Source organism: Enterococcus sp. DIV0213h (genome assembly GCF_051711285.1).
GTDB lineage: Bacteria > Bacillota > Bacilli > Lactobacillales > Enterococcaceae > Enterococcus_D > Enterococcus_D casseliflavus.
This window is the reverse complement of the sequence record NZ_JBIOMH010000001.1, coordinates 3251016-3270909: the sequence shown is the minus strand read 5'-3', so window position 1 is coordinate 3270909 and position 19894 is coordinate 3251016. Positions and strand designations below refer to the sequence as shown.

19 protein-coding genes are annotated in these 19894 nt (G+C 42.7%); 14 read left to right on the top strand and 5 right to left on the bottom strand.

From position 1 onward, the window contains the following. Positions 1-185 precede the first annotated feature (185 nt). The 6 genes from IGI77_RS15235 to IGI77_RS15210 all read left to right on the top strand — a co-directional run bounded on the left by IGI77_RS15235 (position 186) and on the right by IGI77_RS15210 (position 7263). On the top strand, positions 186-1259 hold the full coding sequence (locus IGI77_RS15235; RefSeq protein ID WP_413156890.1) for an ABC transporter ATP-binding protein: 1074 nt from the start codon (positions 186-188) through the stop codon (positions 1257-1259). After that, complete coding sequence (locus tag IGI77_RS15230; protein WP_005228014.1) at positions 1259-2140, top strand: carbohydrate ABC transporter permease; 882 nt, start codon at positions 1259-1261, stop codon at positions 2138-2140. The genes IGI77_RS15235 and IGI77_RS15230 overlap by 1 nt, the downstream gene beginning before the upstream one ends. A gap of 4 nt (positions 2141-2144) precedes the next feature. Then, positions 2145-2963, top strand: a complete 819-nt coding sequence (locus IGI77_RS15225) for a carbohydrate ABC transporter permease (protein WP_005228015.1) — start codon at positions 2145-2147, stop codon at positions 2961-2963. Continuing rightward, complete coding sequence (locus IGI77_RS15220; RefSeq protein WP_438770305.1) at positions 2947-4239, top strand: MBL fold metallo-hydrolase; 1293 nt, start codon at positions 2947-2949, stop codon at positions 4237-4239. The genes IGI77_RS15225 and IGI77_RS15220 overlap by 17 nt, the downstream gene beginning before the upstream one ends. Before the next feature lie 16 nt (positions 4240-4255). Then, positions 4256-5539: an ABC transporter substrate-binding protein gene (locus IGI77_RS15215; protein WP_005228017.1), complete on the top strand. Its 1284-nt coding sequence runs from the start codon at positions 4256-4258 to the stop codon at positions 5537-5539. 176 nt (positions 5540-5715) lie between these two features. Continuing rightward, positions 5716-7263 (top strand): bifunctional metallophosphatase/5'-nucleotidase, encoded by a 1548-nt coding sequence (locus IGI77_RS15210; protein ID WP_438770304.1) that lies wholly within the window; start codon positions 5716-5718, stop codon positions 7261-7263. Between the two features lie 43 nt (positions 7264-7306). On the opposite strand, the gene IGI77_RS15205 is transcribed toward IGI77_RS15210, so the two are convergent. Genes IGI77_RS15205 through IGI77_RS15195 form a run of 3 tightly spaced genes read right to left on the bottom strand, consistent with a single transcriptional unit; the run spans position 7307 to position 8894 of the window. Continuing rightward, on the bottom strand, positions 7307-7468 hold the full coding sequence (locus tag IGI77_RS15205) for a hypothetical protein (RefSeq protein WP_005228019.1): 162 nt from the start codon (positions 7466-7468) through the stop codon (positions 7307-7309). A gap of 33 nt (positions 7469-7501) precedes the next feature. Then, positions 7502-7852: a hypothetical protein gene (locus IGI77_RS15200; RefSeq protein ID WP_005233740.1), complete on the bottom strand. Its 351-nt coding sequence runs from the start codon at positions 7850-7852 to the stop codon at positions 7502-7504. 19 nt (positions 7853-7871) lie between these two features. Continuing rightward, positions 7872-8894 carry a lactonase family protein gene (locus IGI77_RS15195; protein WP_438770303.1) on the bottom strand — a complete coding sequence of 341 codons (1023 nt, stop codon included), beginning with the start codon at positions 8892-8894 and terminating at the stop codon, positions 7872-7874. A gap of 118 nt (positions 8895-9012) precedes the next feature. On the opposite strand from IGI77_RS15195, the gene IGI77_RS15190 reads away from it, so the two are divergent. From IGI77_RS15190 to IGI77_RS15155, 8 genes are all read left to right on the top strand, one after another. Then, on the top strand, positions 9013-9366 hold the full coding sequence (locus tag IGI77_RS15190; protein ID WP_434236573.1) for a PTS glucitol/sorbitol transporter subunit IIA: 354 nt from the start codon (positions 9013-9015) through the stop codon (positions 9364-9366). A 15-nt stretch (positions 9367-9381) separates the two neighbouring features. After that, positions 9382-10563 carry an AI-2E family transporter gene (locus tag IGI77_RS15185; RefSeq protein ID WP_015510413.1) on the top strand — a complete coding sequence of 394 codons (1182 nt, stop codon included), beginning with the start codon at positions 9382-9384 and terminating at the stop codon, positions 10561-10563. Positions 10564-10844: 281 nt separating this feature from the next. After that, positions 10845-11414, top strand: a complete 570-nt coding sequence (locus tag IGI77_RS15180) for a TetR/AcrR family transcriptional regulator (RefSeq protein WP_284590751.1) — start codon at positions 10845-10847, stop codon at positions 11412-11414. A gap of 33 nt (positions 11415-11447) precedes the next feature. Beyond that, the gene (locus IGI77_RS15175; RefSeq protein WP_060791537.1) at positions 11448-11984 is read left to right on the top strand and encodes a flavodoxin domain-containing protein; all 537 of its coding nucleotides are present in this window, start codon (positions 11448-11450) and stop codon (positions 11982-11984) included. A 531-nt stretch (positions 11985-12515) separates the two neighbouring features. Continuing rightward, positions 12516-13442 (top strand): ROK family protein, encoded by a 927-nt coding sequence (locus IGI77_RS15170; RefSeq protein ID WP_438770302.1) that lies wholly within the window; start codon positions 12516-12518, stop codon positions 13440-13442. Positions 13443-13571: 129 nt separating this feature from the next. Then, positions 13572-15839, top strand: a complete 2268-nt coding sequence (locus IGI77_RS15165; RefSeq protein ID WP_074934089.1) for a helix-turn-helix domain-containing protein — start codon at positions 13572-13574, stop codon at positions 15837-15839. A 33-nt stretch (positions 15840-15872) separates the two neighbouring features. Next, a complete protein-coding gene (locus tag IGI77_RS15160; RefSeq protein WP_015510408.1) occupies positions 15873-17174 on the top strand; it encodes a family 20 glycosylhydrolase in 1302 nt (433 codons plus the stop codon). A gap of 151 nt (positions 17175-17325) precedes the next feature. Continuing rightward, a complete protein-coding gene (locus IGI77_RS15155) occupies positions 17326-17826 on the top strand; it encodes a GNAT family N-acetyltransferase (RefSeq protein WP_195961323.1) in 501 nt (166 codons plus the stop codon). A gap of 239 nt (positions 17827-18065) precedes the next feature. Here IGI77_RS15155 and IGI77_RS15150 read toward each other — a convergent pair whose 3' ends face one another. Beyond that, positions 18066-19370 carry an alpha-L-fucosidase gene (locus IGI77_RS15150; RefSeq protein WP_074536702.1) on the bottom strand — a complete coding sequence of 435 codons (1305 nt, stop codon included), beginning with the start codon at positions 19368-19370 and terminating at the stop codon, positions 18066-18068. Positions 19371-19395: 25 nt separating this feature from the next. Continuing rightward, positions 19396-19893: a hypothetical protein gene (locus IGI77_RS15145; RefSeq protein WP_438770301.1), complete on the bottom strand. Its 498-nt coding sequence runs from the start codon at positions 19891-19893 to the stop codon at positions 19396-19398. Position 19894 lies beyond the last annotated feature (1 nt).

Genomic DNA, 19894 nt, shown 5'->3' with positions numbered 1-19894 from the left:
TTTCATAATTCCCAATGATTTTTACAAAACATTTACAATAATGGTATCGAATAAAAACATTCGTTTGTTATGATTAAAATCGAATTTCTTTGAGCGTTTGACCGAAACATCAAGAGTTCGTTTTTTTTGTGACTTGAAATGCCAGTCAACTATTCGGAGGAAAAAGAGAAAATGGAGGGGCAGTTTTGATAGAAGTAGTCGGGTTGAAGAAGGTTTTCGATAATAAGTTTGAAGCCTTGAAAGCAGTAGATTTTACAATAGAAAAAGGCGATTTGGTTTGTTTGTTGGGACCAAGTGGTTGTGGGAAATCGACGATATTGAATTTGATCGCGGGGTTGTTGAGTCCCACCGATGGCGATATCCGCTTTAACGGTTCTTCCGTTGTTAAGACCGAGCCAAAAGACCGCAATATCGGGTTTGTTTTTCAGAATTATGCCCTTTATCCCCATATGACTGTTTTAGAAAATGTCATGTTTCCACTGACAGTCGGAGAGAAAAAGATCAAGAAAAACGAAGCACAGAAAATTGCTGAAAAGTTCATGAAACTGACCAATATTGAAGAGTTAAGTCAGAAAAAACCAGGAACCCTTTCTGGCGGACAGCAGCAACGGGTAGCGATCACGCGTGCCTTGGTGCAAAGTCCAGAAGTCTTACTACTGGATGAACCATTAAGTAACTTAGATGCCCGTTTGCGCTTGAAGATCCGTGAAGAGATCCGTCGGTTAGTCAAAGAAGTGGGCATCACCACGATCTTCGTGACCCATGACCAAGAAGAAGCTCTTTCTATCAGTGATAAGATCATCTTGATGAACGAGGGGATCATTCAACAAAATGATGATCCGCAAAACCTTTACTTAGAACCAAACAATCTTTTCGTAGCGAAATTTATTGGTAATCCAATCATCAACATCTTGCCAGTAGAAGTCAAAGAGGGCCAAATGATCCATCCTGCCTTCACTGTACCAGTTGACCGTTTTACCGACCTTCGCTTCAAGAAACCATTAACAGACGGCCAATACACGTTAGGCATTCGTCCAGAAGATGTGCTGACCACCTTGCAAGCAGGTTTGTTCCAAGCGGAAGTCAAGAGTGTGGAGCTGATCGGACGAGAACGAATCTTGAACTTTGATCTGGCTGACAAACATATGAAATCGATCGTTAGTATTGAAGAAATCATTGAAGAAGGCGCGCAAGTGTCATTTGATTTTCATTACAAAAAAGCCTTTATCTTTGATGAAAAAGGAGAGCGGGTCTACTAATGTTCAAAAAAAATTATAACCCTGAGAACCAACCGAAAGCATGGCTGTTTTTACTGCCTTCATTGGTCATTATTTTCTTATTCAGTGTATATCCGCTGTTTCGTTCCTTCATCATGAGTTTCCAAAAAGGAACCTTGATTAACCAACAGTATGCTGGGCTTGAGAACTATCAAAGGGTTTTAACGGACCCAGTCTTCTTTCGAGCACTGCAAAATACGGCGCTCTTTGCTTTTGCGGTCGTACCGATCGCGTTGATCCTTTCTTTAGCGATTGCGTGGATCATTTTTGAAAAAGTCAAATACAAAAGTTTTTTTGAAACGATCTTCTTTATGCCTTATGTCACGAGTACGATTGCCATCGGGATCGTGTTTCGCTACTTTTTCAATGGCTCTTACGGGATCATCAACTATTTGTTGAGTCTTGTCGGCATTCCACCAGTCAACTGGCTGGATAATGTCAATATGAGTATGACGACCTTGATCATCTTTGGTGTTTGGACGAGCCTCGCCTTCAACATTATTATCTTGTTGGCAGGAATGCGCAACATCGACAAAGAACACTACAAAATCGCAAAAATGTTTGGCGCCACCGATGGCGAGATTTTTCGGAAAATCACCTTTCCGCAGTTGATCCCGACTTTTGCCTTCTTGTTAACGGTCAATCTGATCAGTGCCTTTAAAGTCTATACTCAAGTATATGCCTTGTTTGGCGGACAGCCAGGGATCGCCCGCAGTGCAACCACGGCAGTCTTTTATATTTATGACAAATTCCATATCGCCGGACGTCCGGGGATTGCAATGGCGGCAACCGTGATCTTGTTCATCATTATTTTGCTCGTCACCTTTATCCAAAATAAACTTTTGAAGAAAGTGGGCGAATAAACGAATGAAAAAAATTGTCACGATTGTTTCGATGCTGTTTTTAGCAATTTTAGCAGTGATCACGCTGTTTCCCTTTGTCTATATGATTTTAGCTGGTCTAATGACCTACAGTGAAGCAACCAGTATTCCACCGACGATCATGCCAGAGTCTTTCCAGTGGAGCAACTACGGGGAAGTCTTTACCCGAGCACCGTTTTTACGCTACTTCTTTAATACGGTCTTCGTTTCCGCGGTGACGACTATCGCGACGCTGATCACTGCGATTCTAGCTGCCTTTGCATTGACTAGTCTTGAATTCAAATACAAACGGTTAGTTATCGGATTGATGATCTCGTTATTGATGGTTCCTTATGAATCGATCATTTTCACCAATTACAATACGATTGCGCGAATGGGCTTATTGAATACGTATAGTGCGTTGATCATTCCCTTTCTGACCAGTATTTTTTACATCTATTATTTAAACGGTTATTTACAAAGTATTTCTAATACCTTTTATAAGGCAGCCAAAATTGACGGAGCCAGCGACCTAGCTTATATCCGCCGAATTTTGATCCCCATGTCTAAACCAGCCTTGGTGACAGTCGGGATTCTGACGTTCATCTCTAGCTGGAATTCTTTCTTATGGCCGTTGTTAGTGACGAATGAGAAAAAATACCGTCTCTTAAATAATGGATTGGCTGCCTTTACCACAGAAAGCGGCAGTGACGTTCATTTACAGATGGCGGCAGCGACCTTGACCGTCATTCCAATTCTGATCATTTACTTGATCTTTAGAAAAGAAATTATCAAAGGAGTGGCTAAAGATGGCATCAAAGGATAAAACGACGATCACCTTTCATAGCGGGATCTTAACGATTGGAGGGACCGTCATCGAAGTTGCGTACAAAGATGCCCATATCTTTTTTGATTTCGGTTCGGAGTATCATCCAGAAACACCCTTACCAGATGAAGAATTACAAACGTTAGTTGCGCATCGCTGGATACCAGAACTGAAAAATGTCTACGATCCACGCTTAGACTACACGTACCAAGGAAGCGAAACGAAAGAATACCAAGAAACAGCAGTTTTTCTTTCCCACGCCCATCTGGATCATTCCAAGATGATCAACTTTTTAGACCCAAATATTCCTATGTACACCTTGAAGGAAACCAAAGCGATCCTCGAAGTGTTGAATCAAAAAGGGGACTTCTTGCTGCCCGTTCCTCATGAAGAAAAAAGATTTGTCCGTGAATTGATCGGCTTAGAACCTCATGATGTGATTCGGGTCGGGGAAATCGAAGTCGAGATCATTCCAGTCGATCATGATGCGTACGGTGCGGCAGCTTTGTTGATTCGCACGCCAGATCATTTTATCGCTTATACCGGTGATTTGCGTTTGCATGGCTATCATCCAGAGCGTACCAAAGAATTCTGTCAGTTAGCCAAACACACGGATCTATTGATGATGGAAGGGGTCAGCATCAGCTTTCCAGAAAGAGAACCGGACCCCAAAGCGATCACAGTGGAAAGTGAAACAGAATTGATCGAGACCTTCGTGCGTTTGGTCAAAGAAAATCCCCAACGACAAATTACTTTCAATGGCTATCCAGCCAATGTCGAGCGCTTTATGGCGCTTGTTGAAGCCGCGCCGCGGACGGTTGTTTTAGAGGCGACGCAAGCTGCTTTGTTGAAAGAAATTTTCAATAAAGATGTACCGTTCTATACGATCGATGATCAAGTACCAGCGACTCTCGATCCAGCCTTCGCCATTTCTTATCAGGCATTATGTGCCGACACGAGCCAGTACCTTTGGCAAGCAGTCGCGCATTTTGAAAACTTGCAGACGGGTGGTTTGTATATTCACAGTGATGCGCAGCCGTTAGGCGATTTTGATCCAGCTTATCAAGTCTTTTTGGATCAATTGGCAGCACTGGAGATCGAATTTGTCCGTTTGCCAAACTCGGGACATGCGAAACCAGCTGATTTAGATCAGATCATTGCATGGATCGAGCCCCAACGATTGGTTCCAATCCATACGCTGAAACCAGAAAATCTGGTGAATCCGTATGGTGAAAGAATATTGCCGCAACGCGGTGAAAAAATTATTTTAGAGTGATAGAGGAGAGGAAAAAATGAAAACAAAGAAACTTGCATTTGCAGCAGCTGCAGCCGCGACATTGGTATTAGGGGCTTGTGGAAACAACAACGATTCATCTGGTTCTACGGAAAGTGATGAAATCGTTACAGAACTAAGCGAAGATACGACTGTCACCTTTTGGCATGCAATGAATGGTGCGCAAGAAGAATCATTGACGAAATTGACCGAGCAATTCATGGACGAAAATCCAAACATCAAGATCGAATTGCAAAATCAATCAAGCTACTCTGATCTGCAAGCAAAGGTAAATTCAACCTTGCCTTCACCAAAAGATCTGCCAACTATCACCCAAGCATATCCTGGTTGGTTATGGAATGCTGCCCAAGATGACATGCTAGTTGACCTTGGCGAATACATCAACGATGATACTATCGGTTGGGGTGACCAAGAAGAGATCCGCAGTGCCCTTTTAGATGGTGCACAAATCGACGGCGTGCAATACGGGATTCCTTTCAACAAATCTACAGAAATGCTGTTTTACAATGCAGACATGTTAGACGAGTATGGTATTGACGTACCAACAAATCTGGAAGAATTAAAAGAAGCTTCTCAAGAAATCTATGAAAAATCAAACGGTGAAGTCGTAGGTGCTGGTTTTGACTCATTAAACAACTACTATGCCATCGCAATGAAAAATCAAGGCGTTGATTTTGACAAAGACTTGCAATTAGACAGCGATGAATCAAAAGAAGTCATCAACTACTACCTAGATGGTGTTAAAGACGGCTACTTCCGAATCGCTGGTTCTGACAAATACTTGTCTGGTCCATTTGCCAATGAGCAAATCGCAATGTATGTCGGCTCAATCGCAGGGGAAGGCTTTGTTAAAAAAGATACCGAAGGCAAATTTGAATATGACGTAGCAGCTCGTCCAGAACCAATCAACTTGCAACAAGGAACTGACTTGTATATGTTCAACAGCGCAACACCAGAGCAACGCACCGCTGCTTTTGAATACATGAAATACTTAACTTCGCCAGAAGCGCAAAAAACATGGGCGATCGATACCGGCTACATGCCAGTTGTTGAATCTGTTTTGGAAAGCGATGAATACAAAAACAATCCTGAAACAAAAGTGGCTGCCAAATTAGAAGATGCGACCAAAGAATTGTTCTCGATCCCAGTGATTGAAAATGCTGATCCTGCTTACAATGAAATGCGTTCAATCATGGAAAACATTTTGTCTAATACAGATCAAGATGTCGATCAATTGATTGAAAACGCAAAACCACAATTAGAAGATGCTTGGAACCAATAATTCTGAATTTCTTCGTCAAAATAGGGTATAATCAGGGAAACACCTGAGAATGAAAGACAAAAGGGTTTGTGCCATAAGGTTTGAAGACACAAGGAAGCAGAAAATGCTGGCTTTCGAGGGTTTTCGACTTATGCGCATGCCCTTTTGGTCTATTGAGGGGAAAAGGAGTCTTTTGAATGAAAATCACGTTTTTAGAAACGAGCGATATGCATGGCTATGTCTATCCAACCAATTTTGCCGATGACACGGAACAAGGATTCGGCGTGGCAAAAATTGCTACCAAAATGAAAGAGCTACGTCAAGCAGCCACCGGACCGGTCGTAACGATCGAAAATGGCGACTTTATCCAAGGCTCGCCCTTAAGCTATTACATCGCCAAAAGCCAGCACTCCGTTGCCGCATTGACCGCTGTCGTCAACCACCTAGACGTTGATGTCCATGTCTTAGGCAATCATGAGTTCAACTACGGTCTGCCTTATTTGCAAGAAGCGATCGCCAGCTACCAAACACCAGTACTCGCAGCGAATATTTTAAATGAAGCGGGAGAACCATTCTTTGGCCAAGCTTACACCATCATTGAAAAAGAAGGGGTAAAGATCGCGATCTTAGGAATGGTGACGCCATATATTCCTCATTGGGAACAGCCTGCGACGATTCGCGGGATGCAGTTTGTCAGCATCGTTGAGACAGCGAAAAACTATGTGCCTTACTTAAGAGAACAAGCCGATATCGTTGTCGTCAGCTACCATGGCGGCTTCGAGCGTGATTTAGTCACTGGAGGACCGACCGAATTATTGACTGGTGAAAATGAGGGCTATCAATTATTGCAGGAAGTCTCAGGAATCGATGCGTTCTTCACAGGACACCAGCACCGTGAGATCGCCACAAAAATCAATGGTGTCCCCGTTGTACAGCCCGGTTATCGTGGAAGCTTTATCGGCGCCATCGAATTGACGGTTGAAAAAAATCAGACAGGGGTTCATGTCACAAACAGTACGGCTGCGTTGATCCCTGTTGCAGATGCTGTCCCAGATCAAGAGACGTTGGCTTTGTTAGCACCCATCGAAGAAGAATTACAAACCTGGCTAGATCAGCCGTTAGGCAAAGTCAGTGGGGATATGCGAATCACCGATCCGATGGGGGCACGCTTGAAAGAGCATCCTTATATTGAATTCATCAATCGTGTTCAGATGGCTGCCAGCGGCGCCAAAATTTCTGGTACTGCTCTTTTCAACAATGAGGGCAAAGGCTTTGGCGCAACCATCACGATGCGAGATGTGATCACTAATTATATTTACCCAAATACGTTAGCCGTAGTCAAAATAACAGGTGCCGAATTAAAAGCCGCTTTAGAACAAACGGCGGATTATTTAGCCGTTGTTGACGGTCAGATCGTCTTCAATCCTGCTTTTATTGAGCCAAAACCGCAATATTATAACTACGATATGTATGAAGGCATCGAGTATACGATCGATCTTAGTCAACCCGTCGGTCAGCGAATCACCCGCTTGGACTTTGAAGAAAAAGCCATTGCGATGGATCAAGAATTAGAGATCGTCATTAACCAATACCGTGCAGTAGGTGGCGGCAACTACGCCATGTTTTCTGCCGAAAAAATCGTTCGTGAGATTCAAGTCGATATGACGGAACTGATTGCTGACTATTTAAAACAGCATCCTCAAATCGAAGCTACGACGAATCAAAACTTTCTAGTGACGTTATAACAGTAAAACAGCCTGCGATGAAGGAATCATCGCAGGCTGTTTCTTAATTTTCTACATTGCGTACATAGTCATCAAAGTATTTTACCAAATCCGCTTTGACTTGTTGATAGTCTTCTTCGGAATACTCTTTGTCTTCTAGTTTTGCTTCGAAAAACGGCATGGCCAATTCTTCTCGTAAACGATCCAACACTTGTTCTTGATTCATAACGTCACCTTTTTCACATTTGATTTGATTTCATCATAACAAATGAAATGAGGCTGTCAATGCTTCGTAAGTGTCTTTCATTTTTTCTAAACGATTTTTTAAAGAAACAAAATCATCGTCATCATGAAAAAGGACTTGTTTTAATTCAAAATAATAGATCTCAAAAGCATCAAAGAAAGCAATGACTTCCGCTGTTTGCAGCTCTTTGGCAGTATCGCAGCGAATATAGGCTTTTTCAGCGATCGCATACGTTTCTGCAGTCGTTAATAGGACCAATGATTCATTGTATTTGCGGCTCGTCACTAGTTCAAAGGTTGATTGACATTTATTGTAGATATTAGAAAAATCTTTGAGCACAAGTTCCTTTGGTGTTTTATCAAACATGGGGGAATCCTCCAAAACTTTATTTTTTGAATAAGACGCAGACACATTCTGGTGCGTAGATGTCTTTTTCTAAGACAGTCAATTTGCCAGTGGCTTCATCGCGTTTGTATAACGTTAGGTTATCAGAATTTTGGTTGGCACAAACGAGATAAACGTTTGTCGGGTCCAAATCGAAATCGCGAGGGAAGTCGCCTTCAGTCGAGATTGATTGAACAAAAGTCAGGCCAGCGCCTTCATCGGTTACTTCAAAAACAGCGATTGAATTATGGCCGCGATTTGAGCTGTAAACAAAACGGCCATCGTTCGAGATACGTACCGCAGCGCCACTGTTGAAATCCGTAAAGTCCGCAGGGATCGTTGGCACCTTTTGGATTTTCTCAAAACTGCCATCTGCTTCATTGTAGCGTAAAACAGTCAATGAGCTGTCTAATTCGCCCACTAAGTAAGCGTATTGGTTATTTGGATGGAAGACCAAATGACGTGGACCAGTTCCGTCTTCTGCCACGTAAACGGAAACTTCTGTCAGTTTGCCATCTTCTGAAATATCATAAGTATATACCCGGTCTGTTCCAAGGTCACAAACTGCTAAACGTTGGTCTGGTGTTAAGTCAGTATAGTGGACATGAGGTTTGTCTTGGTTTTCATGAGAGCCGACGGGTTCATCATGGTAGATGCTGTCCGTTGCTTCGATGCTGCCATCCTCTAGAATTTTATAAACATTCACTTCACCTTTATGGTAGTTGGCACCATATAAAAGCTGACGGGTTTCATCAACTGCTACATAGCAAAGTGGTGCGCCTTCTTCCGTTGCGGTATTCAGCAAGGTAAAGTCTGGGGTATAAGCAGCTGCGCCGCCGTTGCCATCTACTTCTGTGACGCTGTAAACTGCTTCTTTTTTACTGCGGGCAAGATAAGTCGGACTTTTTTCTTCCGCGCATAAGGTCAAATCGGTCAGTGTTCCTTTTTCCGTATCTAAAGCGATCGAATAGATCCCTTTACTTTCGCGACGAGTGTACGTACCTAAATAAATCGTTTGCAACATAAAAAAACCTCCTAATAGTTTCATTCCTATTTAATTCTACCATAGAATGCGGTTTTGGGCGGGTAGAAAAACTCTTTATGTTATAATAAACAAGAAGATAGAAAGGGGAGTTTGTCATATGAAAAAAGGGACGATCAAAGGAATCGGTCCACAAGCGATCGATTCGCAAGAAAGAATGATCATCTTTTTTGGGGAAGAAGCGACCGACACACTGCGAGAATATTCAGTCATTCAAACGATTCCTGATTCGCAAGCGTTAGTCGTCACAAAAGGGGACCAGATCACTTTTGGTGATCAGACCTATCAAGTCCAATATGTAGGGACGGTCGTAAACCAAATCCTGCAAACGATCCAGCATGTGACCTTTGTCTTTGACGAAGTGCCGGCTGAAGATCAGCTTTCAAGTGCGATTTATTTAACGCCAACTGTTCTGCCGAAACTAGAAGTCGGCATGCAGGTGACGTACGACTAGGAGGCAAAGAATGTCATGAAAGAAACGCAGAAAAAGCCGCATTCCTGGTTTTGGAAATGGTTTTTAAACAATCAAGCAGTGACCAGCTTGCTGGTCATTTTATTGATTCTCTTGATTTTGCTGCTCTTTACGAAAGTGTCGTATTTGTTTGAACCCGTCTGGCAATTTTTAGCCATCGTCGGATTGCCAATCATTTTGGCGGGGATCTTGTATTACTTGATGAACCCCACCGTCGACTACTTAGAACGCAAGGGAATCAAACGAATCTACAGTATTTTTGGTCTCTTTATTTTAGTGGTTGGTCTGATCGTCTGGGGTGTGGTGGTGATCATCCCTAAGATCCAAGAGCAATCCATGAGCTTTGCGGATAATTTGCCAAGCTACTTGACGATCATCGAGAATAAGGTGAATGAGATTCTCTCTGATCCAATCTTCTCGCAAGTCCAAGAGCAGATCGAAGCCTCCAATGAGAAGCTGATTTCTTCTTTGACGGATATCGTCCAAAACCTTTCCCGCAGCACGATTCAAAATCTAGGCAGTTTCTTCGGCGCCGTTGCAACGATCGTTTTAGCGGTCATTACCATGCCATTTATTTTGTTCTACCTACTGAAAGATGGCCGTAAACTAGCCCCTTATTTTGTTAAATTTCTGCCAACCAAAATGCGCCAGCCATCACTGGTCGTCTTAAAAGAGATGAACGATCAAGTATCCTCCTATATTCGGGGACAACTGACGGTGGCGTTTGCGGTCGCAGTGATGTTTATGATCGGGTTTAGTATCATTGGCTTAGATTATGCCATCACACTGGGGATTGCAGCGGGATTTCTAAATTTGATCCCTTACTTAGGATCTTTTTTGGCCATGATCCCTGCGGTCTTTTTAGGAATCGTCGGTGGACCCGTGTTACTGATCCAAGTGCTGATCGTCTTTGTCATTGAGCAGACCATTGAAGGCCGCTTGATTTCTCCATTAGTTCTAGGAAACGAGTTGTCGATTCATCCTGTCACGATCCTGTTAGTCCTCTTGACTTCAGGAAAACTGTTTGGCCTTGTTGGGGTCATTTTAGGGATTCCTGTGTATGCGGCAGCTAAAGTGGTCATTACCCATGTGTTTGAATGGTATACGCGGGTTTCCTCCTTGTATGAAGAGGAAGAACCGATCCCCGAAGCGCCACCAGAGGACACCCCAGAAGTGTAGCAGCTTCGAGTGTAAAAGAGTCCATACGTATTATCTACGGTACAGCCTTTTTCTGTGGGCTGTACCTTTTTTGTGCGGATAAAAGAGCCAGCAATCATTGGAAAGTAACGGAAGATTTACAACCTATGAACGATGATTTTTGAGAAATAGACAACCCTTTATTCAATAGAAAGAGCGAGGGATAGTGGCCTGGACCCAATTGACTTCGAAGGAGTAAAAGAATATAATCGATTTATATAAAGAGTTTATATAACGCAACTTGTGCTTAGGGAGGGCAATGAATGCCGAAACAACGAATAACAAAGGAAATGGTGGTTGATGCCGCCTTTGAGATTGCACGAAAAGGCGGTATGGAGCAAGTGATCGTCAAGAACATTGCCGAGAAGTTAGGCTGTTCAGTCCAGCCCATTTATAGTTACTGCACCAATATGGAGGGCCTGCGAACAGAGGTAGAGCAGAAAGCACGGCAATTTTTACAAGCGTATCTAGAAGCCCATAGCGACCCCCAGGATCTGTTTCGCAGTACCGGACACGCGTATTTGCAATTGGCGAAAGAAGAACCCCATATTTTGAGTATTTTTGTCTTACAAAAAAGAGCGAATGTTTCGTCATTAGAAGATCTGTATCAGTTGGAGACGAATCCTGAAGTAGCCCAAAGGATTGCCGCCGATTTGACTATCAGTATAGAAACCGCCAAACAGCTACACATGCATATGCTCATTTACACGATCGGAATCGGTACGATTTTCTCAGTAACGACACCTGGTATTCCACTAGATGAAATCTATGCACAACAGGAAAAAGCGTACGAAACGTTTTTAGAACAAGCAATAGCTGGAACAAAACCATAAGGTGCAGTCCTAACTGCAGAGAGGAGTTCCCCCATGAAAAACGGCATGATTGTTTATCAATCGAAATACGGCGCTGTCAAAAAGTATGTCCACTGGCTTCAAGATGCAACAGGTTTTTCCAGCCTAGAAACCCCAAAAGCGAAAATAGCTGAAGTAATGGATTATGACACAATTATCTTCTGTGGGGGAATCTATGCATCGGGTATTGCTGGACTGTCCTTTTTAAAAAAGAATACCAACCAGCTAAAAGACAAAGAGATACTTATCTTTTGTGTGGGAGCCTCTGCTCCTGAAGAAGATGTTGTGAAAAAACTCAGAGAACAGAATCTCACGGGTCCAATAAAGGACATCCCCCTTTTTTACGGCAGAGGACAATGGCAGGAAAGCAAAATGAATTTCTTTGATCGAAACTTAGTGAAAATGTTAAGAAAAGCTGCGGCTAAGAAAGCGCCGCACACCTATGACCCACAGACGAAGGCACTCATGGAAGCCAACGGACAAGATTGTGATTGGACAGATAAAAAGTACTTGGGTCCGTTGGTGGATTATTTGGAGCAGGGACTGTATTGAACGAGCACAAGCGTTTATTGAGGTTTTATGACTCAAATGAGCAATGAGTGACCAGAGTGTAAGAACAGAACAAAGTTAGTTTATTGCTAATAGATTTTCTGTTGTGACACCCAGAGTCAGCAACTAAGTTCTAAAAAATCGTTCGATCTATTTCTAAAAAGCAATGACTAAGTAGAATGCCGATCACGCATGAGAGGATGTCTTATGCGTGACGGTTTTTTGTTTTATAAACTAGATAGCTTATCTCAAAAAAAGGGTAGCTGTTTCCTTTGCTGACAAAATTCTCAGGCACCGTATCTAATGGATTTCTTTTTTGCTTTGCAGGATGAACAGTTTTGTGAAGCTGAGCGTTAAACCTGATCTTTTTAGTGTTTTAAAAATAAGCAGATAAGCTATCACTTTCTGTACAACGTATATTCTTTCTAAATGCAAGATATCTTTCGTTGCGGGGTTTTTTATGGCTTGGGCGGATTTGACACACTGTTGCAAGAAATACATATGGTCGCCGAAAACATTGGTTGCGTATACTAAATGCAAGATAAAAGAAAGCCTTGTGAGGTTAAGAAAATGTGGATTTTAGCAATTGATATTGGCGGTACTGCTATTAAATGTGGGTTAGTGAATAGTCAAGGGGAACGCAGACAATTGACTCAATTTCCTATGAACAAGGAATATGCCACAGTCACGCAACGCATATGTCGACACATCGATGCATTCTATGCTGCAACATTTGATGGTATTGCTATTAGCTCAACGGGACTGGTTGATCCACGAAGCCAAGAAATCGGGATGACATCACCTTTGTATGAAGAATTTGGCAAAAGACTGGTTAGGCATTTGCGAAGCACATACCAATGTCCAGTGGCTGCCGAAAATGATGGCAACTGTGCGTTATTGGCAGAAAAGTGGTTAGGTCACGCTCAAAATTGTGCGTCCTTTGCGACAATTGTCCTAGGTACATCCGTTGGCGGTGGCTTAATGATTAACCATCAATTGGTTCGCGGCAAACACTTACTAGCAGGAGAGTTTGGCTATATGCTTTTTCCGACCGAAACGAAGGATTGGGAACTTTGGAGCATCGCAGGGTCAACCAGAACTCTTGTGGAAGAAACAGCAGAGCGTATCGGAGATCCCACAATCAATGGGCAGCGCATTGATACACTGGTTCAAGAACAAGATCCGCGATGTCTGCCAATGGTCGCTGATTTTGTCGATAAGCTGGCGGCAGCTTGCTATAGCCTACAGTACATGATTGATCCGGAAATTATCTTGATTGGTGGTGGAATCAGTGCTAGCCGTTTCTTGATCCCTCAAGTAAACGCACGATTGGCTGTGATTGCTGAACAGATTCCAAGTACTGTTATCGTGCCAAACATTTGTGCCTGTCGTTTTGGCAATGAATCAAATTTATTAGGCGCTTGTTATAACTGGTTAAGAAAATACAAGCCTGATAGCTAACTTGTAAAAAAGCATTGTTTTTTATTAAAATAAAGCGTATTTTATTAGAGTATCATACATTCTTTTCTCCTAAATAAGTACCGATAAATGAAAGCGTTTTTGAGCTTTTGAAATAACAGAGAATAGGTGATGCAAGTGAGAAAGTACACGGAACAGAATCGTCAAAAACTATTTAGGGGAATCATTCGTGCCATCAGCTCTTATTTAATCGTGTTTTTAGTGCCTTTTTTAGCCGTGTCATGGATTTGGTATGATACCTCTGTCAAAAGTATCAATGAACAAGTACTGCTGACGGCCAGAAATCAATTGATCCAATTGAAATATTCATTAGAAAATACATTTATTCAATTGAATTATCTGACTCAAAAAATGACCAATGATCATGTTGTTTCATTGAAATACCTACAGCATCCTTACTTGACTAAAGAAGCAAAAGAAGCGATGCAGACATATAAAATCACTAACGATCTAGTCGAAGAAGTCTATTTATATTATAAAGAAGCTCCGGCGACCCTTTATTCAACCGTTGGCTCACTGTCAGTCGACACATTCTTGAATAAGGTACTGCCAAAAAACGATATGGACCAAGTTCAATTGGTCGCACAATTGGACTCTCCAGCGCCGACGTTACTGACATTGGAAGGTGCTGGTGGAGAACAGCGATATTCGCGTTTCTTTTATATCGTTCCAATTCAAAGTGAAGAAATGACCGTTTACGGCGCAGCAATCTACGAAATTAAAGAAAACAATTTGAAGAGAATCCTTGATTTAAGCAATAGTGATGGGCTCAGCAATACCTATATCATCAATGATGAGTATCAGTTATTAGCCAGTACCACCAATGATGAGTTAGCACGCTTTTTAAATCATCCTGAGCGAATGAAAAAAGGCATTCAAACAGGACGAATGCGGTTTGAACAATCGACGTATTTTGTTCAAGCAATTGCCAACAAAGAATTGAATATTTCGGTCGTAGCTGTCGCCAATCCGAATCAAGCATTGGCTTCAGTCAACCGTGTGCAAGAACAGTTCGTCCTAGTATTTATCGCCATATTGTTTACGGGTATCACCGCAGTCGTGATGCTTGGTTTACGCAGTTATCGGCCGATTCGCAAAATAGAAAATCTGGTTCAGGAGTTTCATCGTGATCCAAAAATGACTCTTCATTCGATGGATGATGTCCATAATACGCTAGCGGCATTTTTGGTAGAGCACCAAGAACTGCATCAGGAAGTTCGTTTACAAACACCCCATGCGAGAGAACAAGTATTGCGCAAATTAATGAGTGGACGTTTCCGTTCAGAACAAGAATTGGCTCTGCTTTTGGAAGCTGTCCATGTTTGTTTTCCTAAGTCGAATTATTTTGTGATCGCCATTGATACGAAAACTGTTGATACCAAAGCCAAGCAAGGGGATAAGAAATTTTTAATTGATTATATCGAAGAAATCAAAGAAGCTGATTATACGGCATATGCCACTGAAATTTTGTCCACAGAAATGCTGGCATTGACCGTTGGCTTTGTTGATGGCAAAGAACAAAAAGAAATTGTAGATGCTATCGCGGAAAAAATTACCCAAGCGATCTCCCTAACACCCGCAATGGGTGTCGGGATGACGGTGGATCAACTAACGGCTATTAATGAATCGTATATCGAAGGATTGGCGGCACTGGAAAATCAAGGAAGTCAAGGGAAGCAAATCAGCTACTATGCGGAGCTTTCCCAAGAGACCAAACATTTACCGATCAATTATCCAGACAATCAAAAATTAAAATTGATCCAAGCCTTGAATCAAGGAAATATTGAAATTGCCAGTGAAACGATCCAACGTTTGATTGAAGAAGGCGAGAGCAAACAGACTTCTCCTCGTGTCCAAAAAATGTACGGCTACTACTTGTTGAATACGATCGCGCAAGTCGGCGGTGAATTGGTGGGGGCAGAGGTACTGCATACTGCTTCTGAAAGTGCCGATTTCAACAGCTTGAACCAATTGCAGACGGCCTTGTTAACGATTGCCCAGCAGATTTGTACAAAGGTGCAGAAACAGCCGCTGGATGACGAGTCGGAAATGAATGAGAAAATCTTCAGTTTTATTCAAGAAAATTATCATTCCTCTCAGCTATCGCTAGAATCGGTGGCAGAGGAAGTAGGTGTATCTGTCTCTTATGTCAGCCGTTTTGTAAAAAAAGAAAGTGGCAAAACCTTCTCCAAATATATTCAAGAATTACGGCTGAAAAAAATCAAAGAAGAACTGATTGAAACAGATTTGCCGATCAAAGAAATTATTCGTAACAATGGGTATTATGATGTTTCCAACTATACGAGAAAGTTCCGAAAAATAGTGGGTGTGACTCCAGGGCAATACCGTGAAATGAACCAAAAAATGAGAAATTATTGAAAGTAAATTATTGAAAGTAAGAGGAAGAATGAGATGAATAAACCAGTTGATTTGAAAGAAGCTCAGCAACGAGCTGCCGTCTTTTTTGAGGAGATAGGTTGGCAGTCGGCGAAGGAACCGCTCCCGCAAATAGTGGTCGATCCGCAGCTGGATGCTGATTTTCGATTTGAAACCCAAACAATCAGTGTGTCCTCGCCAGAACACGTCTTTTACGCGTTAACCAAATATGGCCGAGATCAAGCGACAGGTCAATTAGCACAGAAAAGCTATCTAGCAGCGCTTAAAGAACGCTGTCTGATGATCGATATCGGGCGTAAATTTTATTCTCTAACTGATTTGAAAGCAATCGTCCGCAGTATGGCTTGCTTCCAATTTACGCATCTGCAGCTTCATTTTTCGGAAAACGAAGGCTTTCGGATTGAATCCCAGCAATTTCCAGAAATCGTTTCGGAAGAATATTTGACCAAGCAGGAAATTCGTGAATTGATTGCGTATGCTCAAAACCATTCAATTGCCATTATCCCTGATTTTGATTCTCCTGGTCATTTGCGGCAAGTATTGGCTCAAAAGCCCGAGTGGCAATTACCGACAGCCGATGGCACGCGTGATGAACGAGCACTGAACATTTTGGATTCAGAAGCGGTAGCTTTTATTCAGGAAGTTTATCGGGAATATGCGCAACTGTTTGAAGACAGCACCTATTTTCATATTGGTGCCGATGAGTTTATTGATTTTGATCATTTAGAAAACTTTCCGCAAATGATCGAAGCAGCCCGCGAGCGCTATGGGGAAAAAGCTAGCGGAATCGAAGTCTTTATTGATTACGTCAATGAGCTGGCGGCCTTTGTTGAAAGTCTCGGCTTTGTTGTGCGGGTCTGGAATGATGGGTTTTACCGCTTGAATCGCCAAGAGCAGACAACGTTGACGGAGAATTGCCAAATCTCCTATTGGACCCGTTGGAACCAGAATATGGCGCCGGCAGATGTCTTTTTTGAAAAAGGCTATACCATGATCAATCACAATGATAATTTTTTCTATTATGTCTTAGGAGAAGCGGCAGGCTATACTTATCCAACCTACGAAAAAATCAGCAATGAATTCCAGTTGACGACGTTTGCCAATGGACAACAAGTTGCACAGGAACAGCTTGCCCAAACACAGGCGATCGCTTTATCCGTCTGGGCGGATGTACCTGAGGCCCAGACCAGTCGTGAAGTGATCCAAGCGATTTTTTGGCTCCAAGCGGCCATTAGCCAAAAAGTTTATAATGAACCCAATCGGCCAAAAGAGACAGTTCAAAAGCTCTATGATGGGTGGGAAGCGACATTCAGCTGATTGCTAGAGGAATTGGGTGAAGCAGCAATCCCTGATAATCCCTATTATTTTTTTATGATGAATAAGTTTAACGATAAGGCAAATCAATGCCAGCGGCACACTGTATAGAATGAACATAGCCCCGAGTGAGGGGGAGAAAGGGAGCAAATAAGTGGTCTTAGACATTCAACCGTTGAAGAGAAAAGATATCCTTGAAATGGATCAAATGTTTTTAAAGCAAGGGTGGCCTTCTCGCCAGCAGCTCTTGATTGATTATTTAAACGAGCAAGAAGCGGGGGAGAGATGCGTTTTGCTTGCCAAAATAAACAACAAAACTGCCGGGTATTTGACCTTGGTCCCTCTAGCAAAGCACGGACCATTTAAAGGCTTGTATCCAGAAATTGTGGATTTTAATATTTTTGAATCCTATCAAAATCAAGGGGTAGGCAGTCAGCTTTTAAAAGCAGCCGAAGAAAAGGCACGAGAAATAGCTGCCGTGGTGACATTGGGGGTAGGCCTGCATAATGGTTATGGATCGGCCCAGAGACTGTATGTAAAACAAGGCTATATTCCAGATGGATCTGGTGTTTGGTTCAATAATCAGAATTGTGCGATGAATGCGCCTTGCTGCAACAATGACGATCTTGTTCTTTATTTGTCTAAGGAACTTTGAACCTCCTGTGGTAAGTACCGTTAAGGATGGATTAAGCACTCAACTCGTCTGCATGTTCTCATCACCTGTTCAACAAGCTGGTTGGCTACTTTCGTATAGGCAAATTTGCGGGAGTTCTTGAACAAATAGCCATAAAAAATGACTAAAAGCGATCCGCTTCTAGTCATTTTTTTGTAAAGAAAGTAAGGGCAACGTCTTCATATAAATAAATTCTTCATTTAGGACAGTGCAACGGGTGCTTACATTTCTCTTAAAGTGATCTCGACCACTGGTACCAACACATCTGGTGGGCAGACGGGTAAGCTGAGAACAAGGTCCTCTTTGTTGATGATGGCTTCCGTTGAAGTGAGAACTTCCTCGGGATCAAATCCTCGATAAAACAATTCGGAGCCATCATGTAAGAAACGGATATGCTTTACGCGTCCTGCAAGCCCTGGAAGATGCAAGGATTTGTATGGATAAGAAAAGAGGTGCAAGTAAAGTTTGTTCCCGTTTTGGGTGTAACGACTGTCAATAGGCGGTTGAAAAGAGCTGGCACCACAGCCGATAATCGCTTGTTGATGATAATGCATCCATGAACCGATGGCTTCTAAATGGCTGCGAGTTGGTAAGCTGATTTCTCCACGAGCATTTGGGCCGATATTTAAAAGAAAGTTCCCATCTTTTGCCACTGTGTCAATCAGCATTTTGGTCATCATTTCACTGGATTTCCAGTGCTGAGCATCACGATCATAGCCCCACGTTTCGTACATCGTTTGGCACGCTTCCCATATCAAAGGCAATCCATCCGCTTCTAATGGTTTGTCTGGTTGGAATTGCTCAGGGGTGGTAATCCCTCGGCCCAAATCCAGACGGTCATTCAGCAGCATGTTCGGCTGCAGGTTTCGACAAATTTCTTCGATCCGCTTACTATCCCAATCGGCGGCACCTTTGCCTTTAGACCATCCCCAATCTCGATGACTATATGGAAAATCAAACCACATATAATCGATGGTTCCATAGTTAGTCAGTAGTTCAGTGACTTGACCAGCTAAAAAATCTTGATAGCGGCGCATGTCACGCTGGTTATTCGTCTGACGGGCTTGAATAGTCTCTCGTTGCGGATGCAGGCCGTCGAGCGTGAAATCTGGATGATACCAATCGATCAGCGAATGATACAGCCCAATCTTAATGCCGACCTTACGAAATGCCGGCAGCAGTTCTGCTAAGAGGTCACGCTTGAAGGGGGTATTGGTCACTTTGTATTCGCTGAGAGCGGTATCCCAAAGGGCAAAGCCTTCATGATGTTTCGTCGTGAAGACCATGTATTGAAAACCGGCCTTCTTTGCGGTTTGAGCCCATTCCTCTGCATTGAAAAGATCAGGATCAAACTGAGAAAAATAGTTCTCGCGATAGGTGGTGGGTTCAATTTTTTCTGTCGTCATAAACCATTCGTGTCGAGCGCCAATACTGAATAGGCCGAAATGGATGAATAAGCCAAACCGATCATGGAGGAACCAGTTTGGGTCAGGGTAGTCGGCAGGCCAATTTTTATACGTTCTCATTAAAAATAACTCCTTTTTCAATCACTTAAAGAAATTCTGTATTCGCCATGACTGTTTCTTGAATTTTCCAGCCATCTGCTTCCTTGACAAAGGTATGGTAAGCCTCTGTGATGTGGTCACGGTAAGAAGAGTCTTTTGGGCTGATCGTTTTCTGTTGAGCCGCGACCAGCATGGATCCTGTCTCTTGTTTAACGACTTCAAAAGAAAGCAGCGTGTGCTGCAGCTGTTCTTCTGCAAAAAAGTCAGCTAATTCTTGGGTCGTCTCTGCTCGCGCTGCTGCCACTAGCGTTGCGGCATAGGCTGTCGCGTCTTGGTCAGAGGCTGCTTGTAAATTTTCTTTCAGCACTGCCAAACACGCCTTCGCCGCTGCTTGATTTGTAATATTACCTGTCATCTCCAGTTTTTCTGAAGGTTGGGCATGAACTGGAGCAGAAGAACCGGTTGTTAGAAAATAGAGAAAGAATAGGCTAACAATAGTCAGCAGACTCACGATGACGGTTCGGCGCAGCAAGGATGTTTTCATA

Excerpts from the sequence above, each read along its gene's own strand:
- IGI77_RS15230 (WP_005228014.1), top strand. The coding sequence starts at position 1,259 with ATGTTCAAAAAAAATTATAACCCTGAGAACCAACCGAAAGCATGGCTG.
- IGI77_RS15225 (WP_005228015.1), top strand. The coding sequence starts at position 2,145 with ATGAAAAAAATTGTCACGATTGTTTCGATGCTGTTTTTAGCAATTTTA.
- IGI77_RS15220 (WP_438770305.1), top strand. The coding sequence starts at position 2,947 with ATGGCATCAAAGGATAAAACGACGATCACCTTTCATAGCGGGATCTTA.
- IGI77_RS15215 (WP_005228017.1), top strand. The coding sequence starts at position 4,256 with ATGAAAACAAAGAAACTTGCATTTGCAGCAGCTGCAGCCGCGACATTG.
- IGI77_RS15210 (WP_438770304.1), top strand. The coding sequence starts at position 5,716 with ATGAAAATCACGTTTTTAGAAACGAGCGATATGCATGGCTATGTCTAT.
- IGI77_RS15205 (WP_005228019.1), bottom strand. The coding sequence starts at position 7,468 with ATGAATCAAGAACAAGTGTTGGATCGTTTACGAGAAGAATTGGCCATG.
- IGI77_RS15200 (WP_005233740.1), bottom strand. The coding sequence starts at position 7,852 with ATGTTTGATAAAACACCAAAGGAACTTGTGCTCAAAGATTTTTCTAAT.
- IGI77_RS15195 (WP_438770303.1), bottom strand. The coding sequence starts at position 8,894 with ATGTTGCAAACGATTTATTTAGGTACGTACACTCGTCGCGAAAGTAAA.
- IGI77_RS15190 (WP_434236573.1), top strand. The coding sequence starts at position 9,013 with ATGAAAAAAGGGACGATCAAAGGAATCGGTCCACAAGCGATCGATTCG.
- IGI77_RS15185 (WP_015510413.1), top strand. The coding sequence starts at position 9,382 with ATGAAAGAAACGCAGAAAAAGCCGCATTCCTGGTTTTGGAAATGGTTT.
- IGI77_RS15180 (WP_284590751.1), top strand. The coding sequence starts at position 10,845 with ATGCCGAAACAACGAATAACAAAGGAAATGGTGGTTGATGCCGCCTTT.
- IGI77_RS15175 (WP_060791537.1), top strand. The coding sequence starts at position 11,448 with ATGAAAAACGGCATGATTGTTTATCAATCGAAATACGGCGCTGTCAAA.
- IGI77_RS15170 (WP_438770302.1), top strand. The coding sequence starts at position 12,516 with ATGCAAGATAAAAGAAAGCCTTGTGAGGTTAAGAAAATGTGGATTTTA.
- IGI77_RS15165 (WP_074934089.1), top strand. The coding sequence starts at position 13,572 with ATGCAAGTGAGAAAGTACACGGAACAGAATCGTCAAAAACTATTTAGG.
- IGI77_RS15160 (WP_015510408.1), top strand. The coding sequence starts at position 15,873 with ATGAATAAACCAGTTGATTTGAAAGAAGCTCAGCAACGAGCTGCCGTC.
- IGI77_RS15150 (WP_074536702.1), bottom strand. The coding sequence starts at position 19,370 with ATGAGAACGTATAAAAATTGGCCTGCCGACTACCCTGACCCAAACTGG.
- IGI77_RS15145 (WP_438770301.1), bottom strand. The coding sequence starts at position 19,893 with ATGAAAACATCCTTGCTGCGCCGAACCGTCATCGTGAGTCTGCTGACT.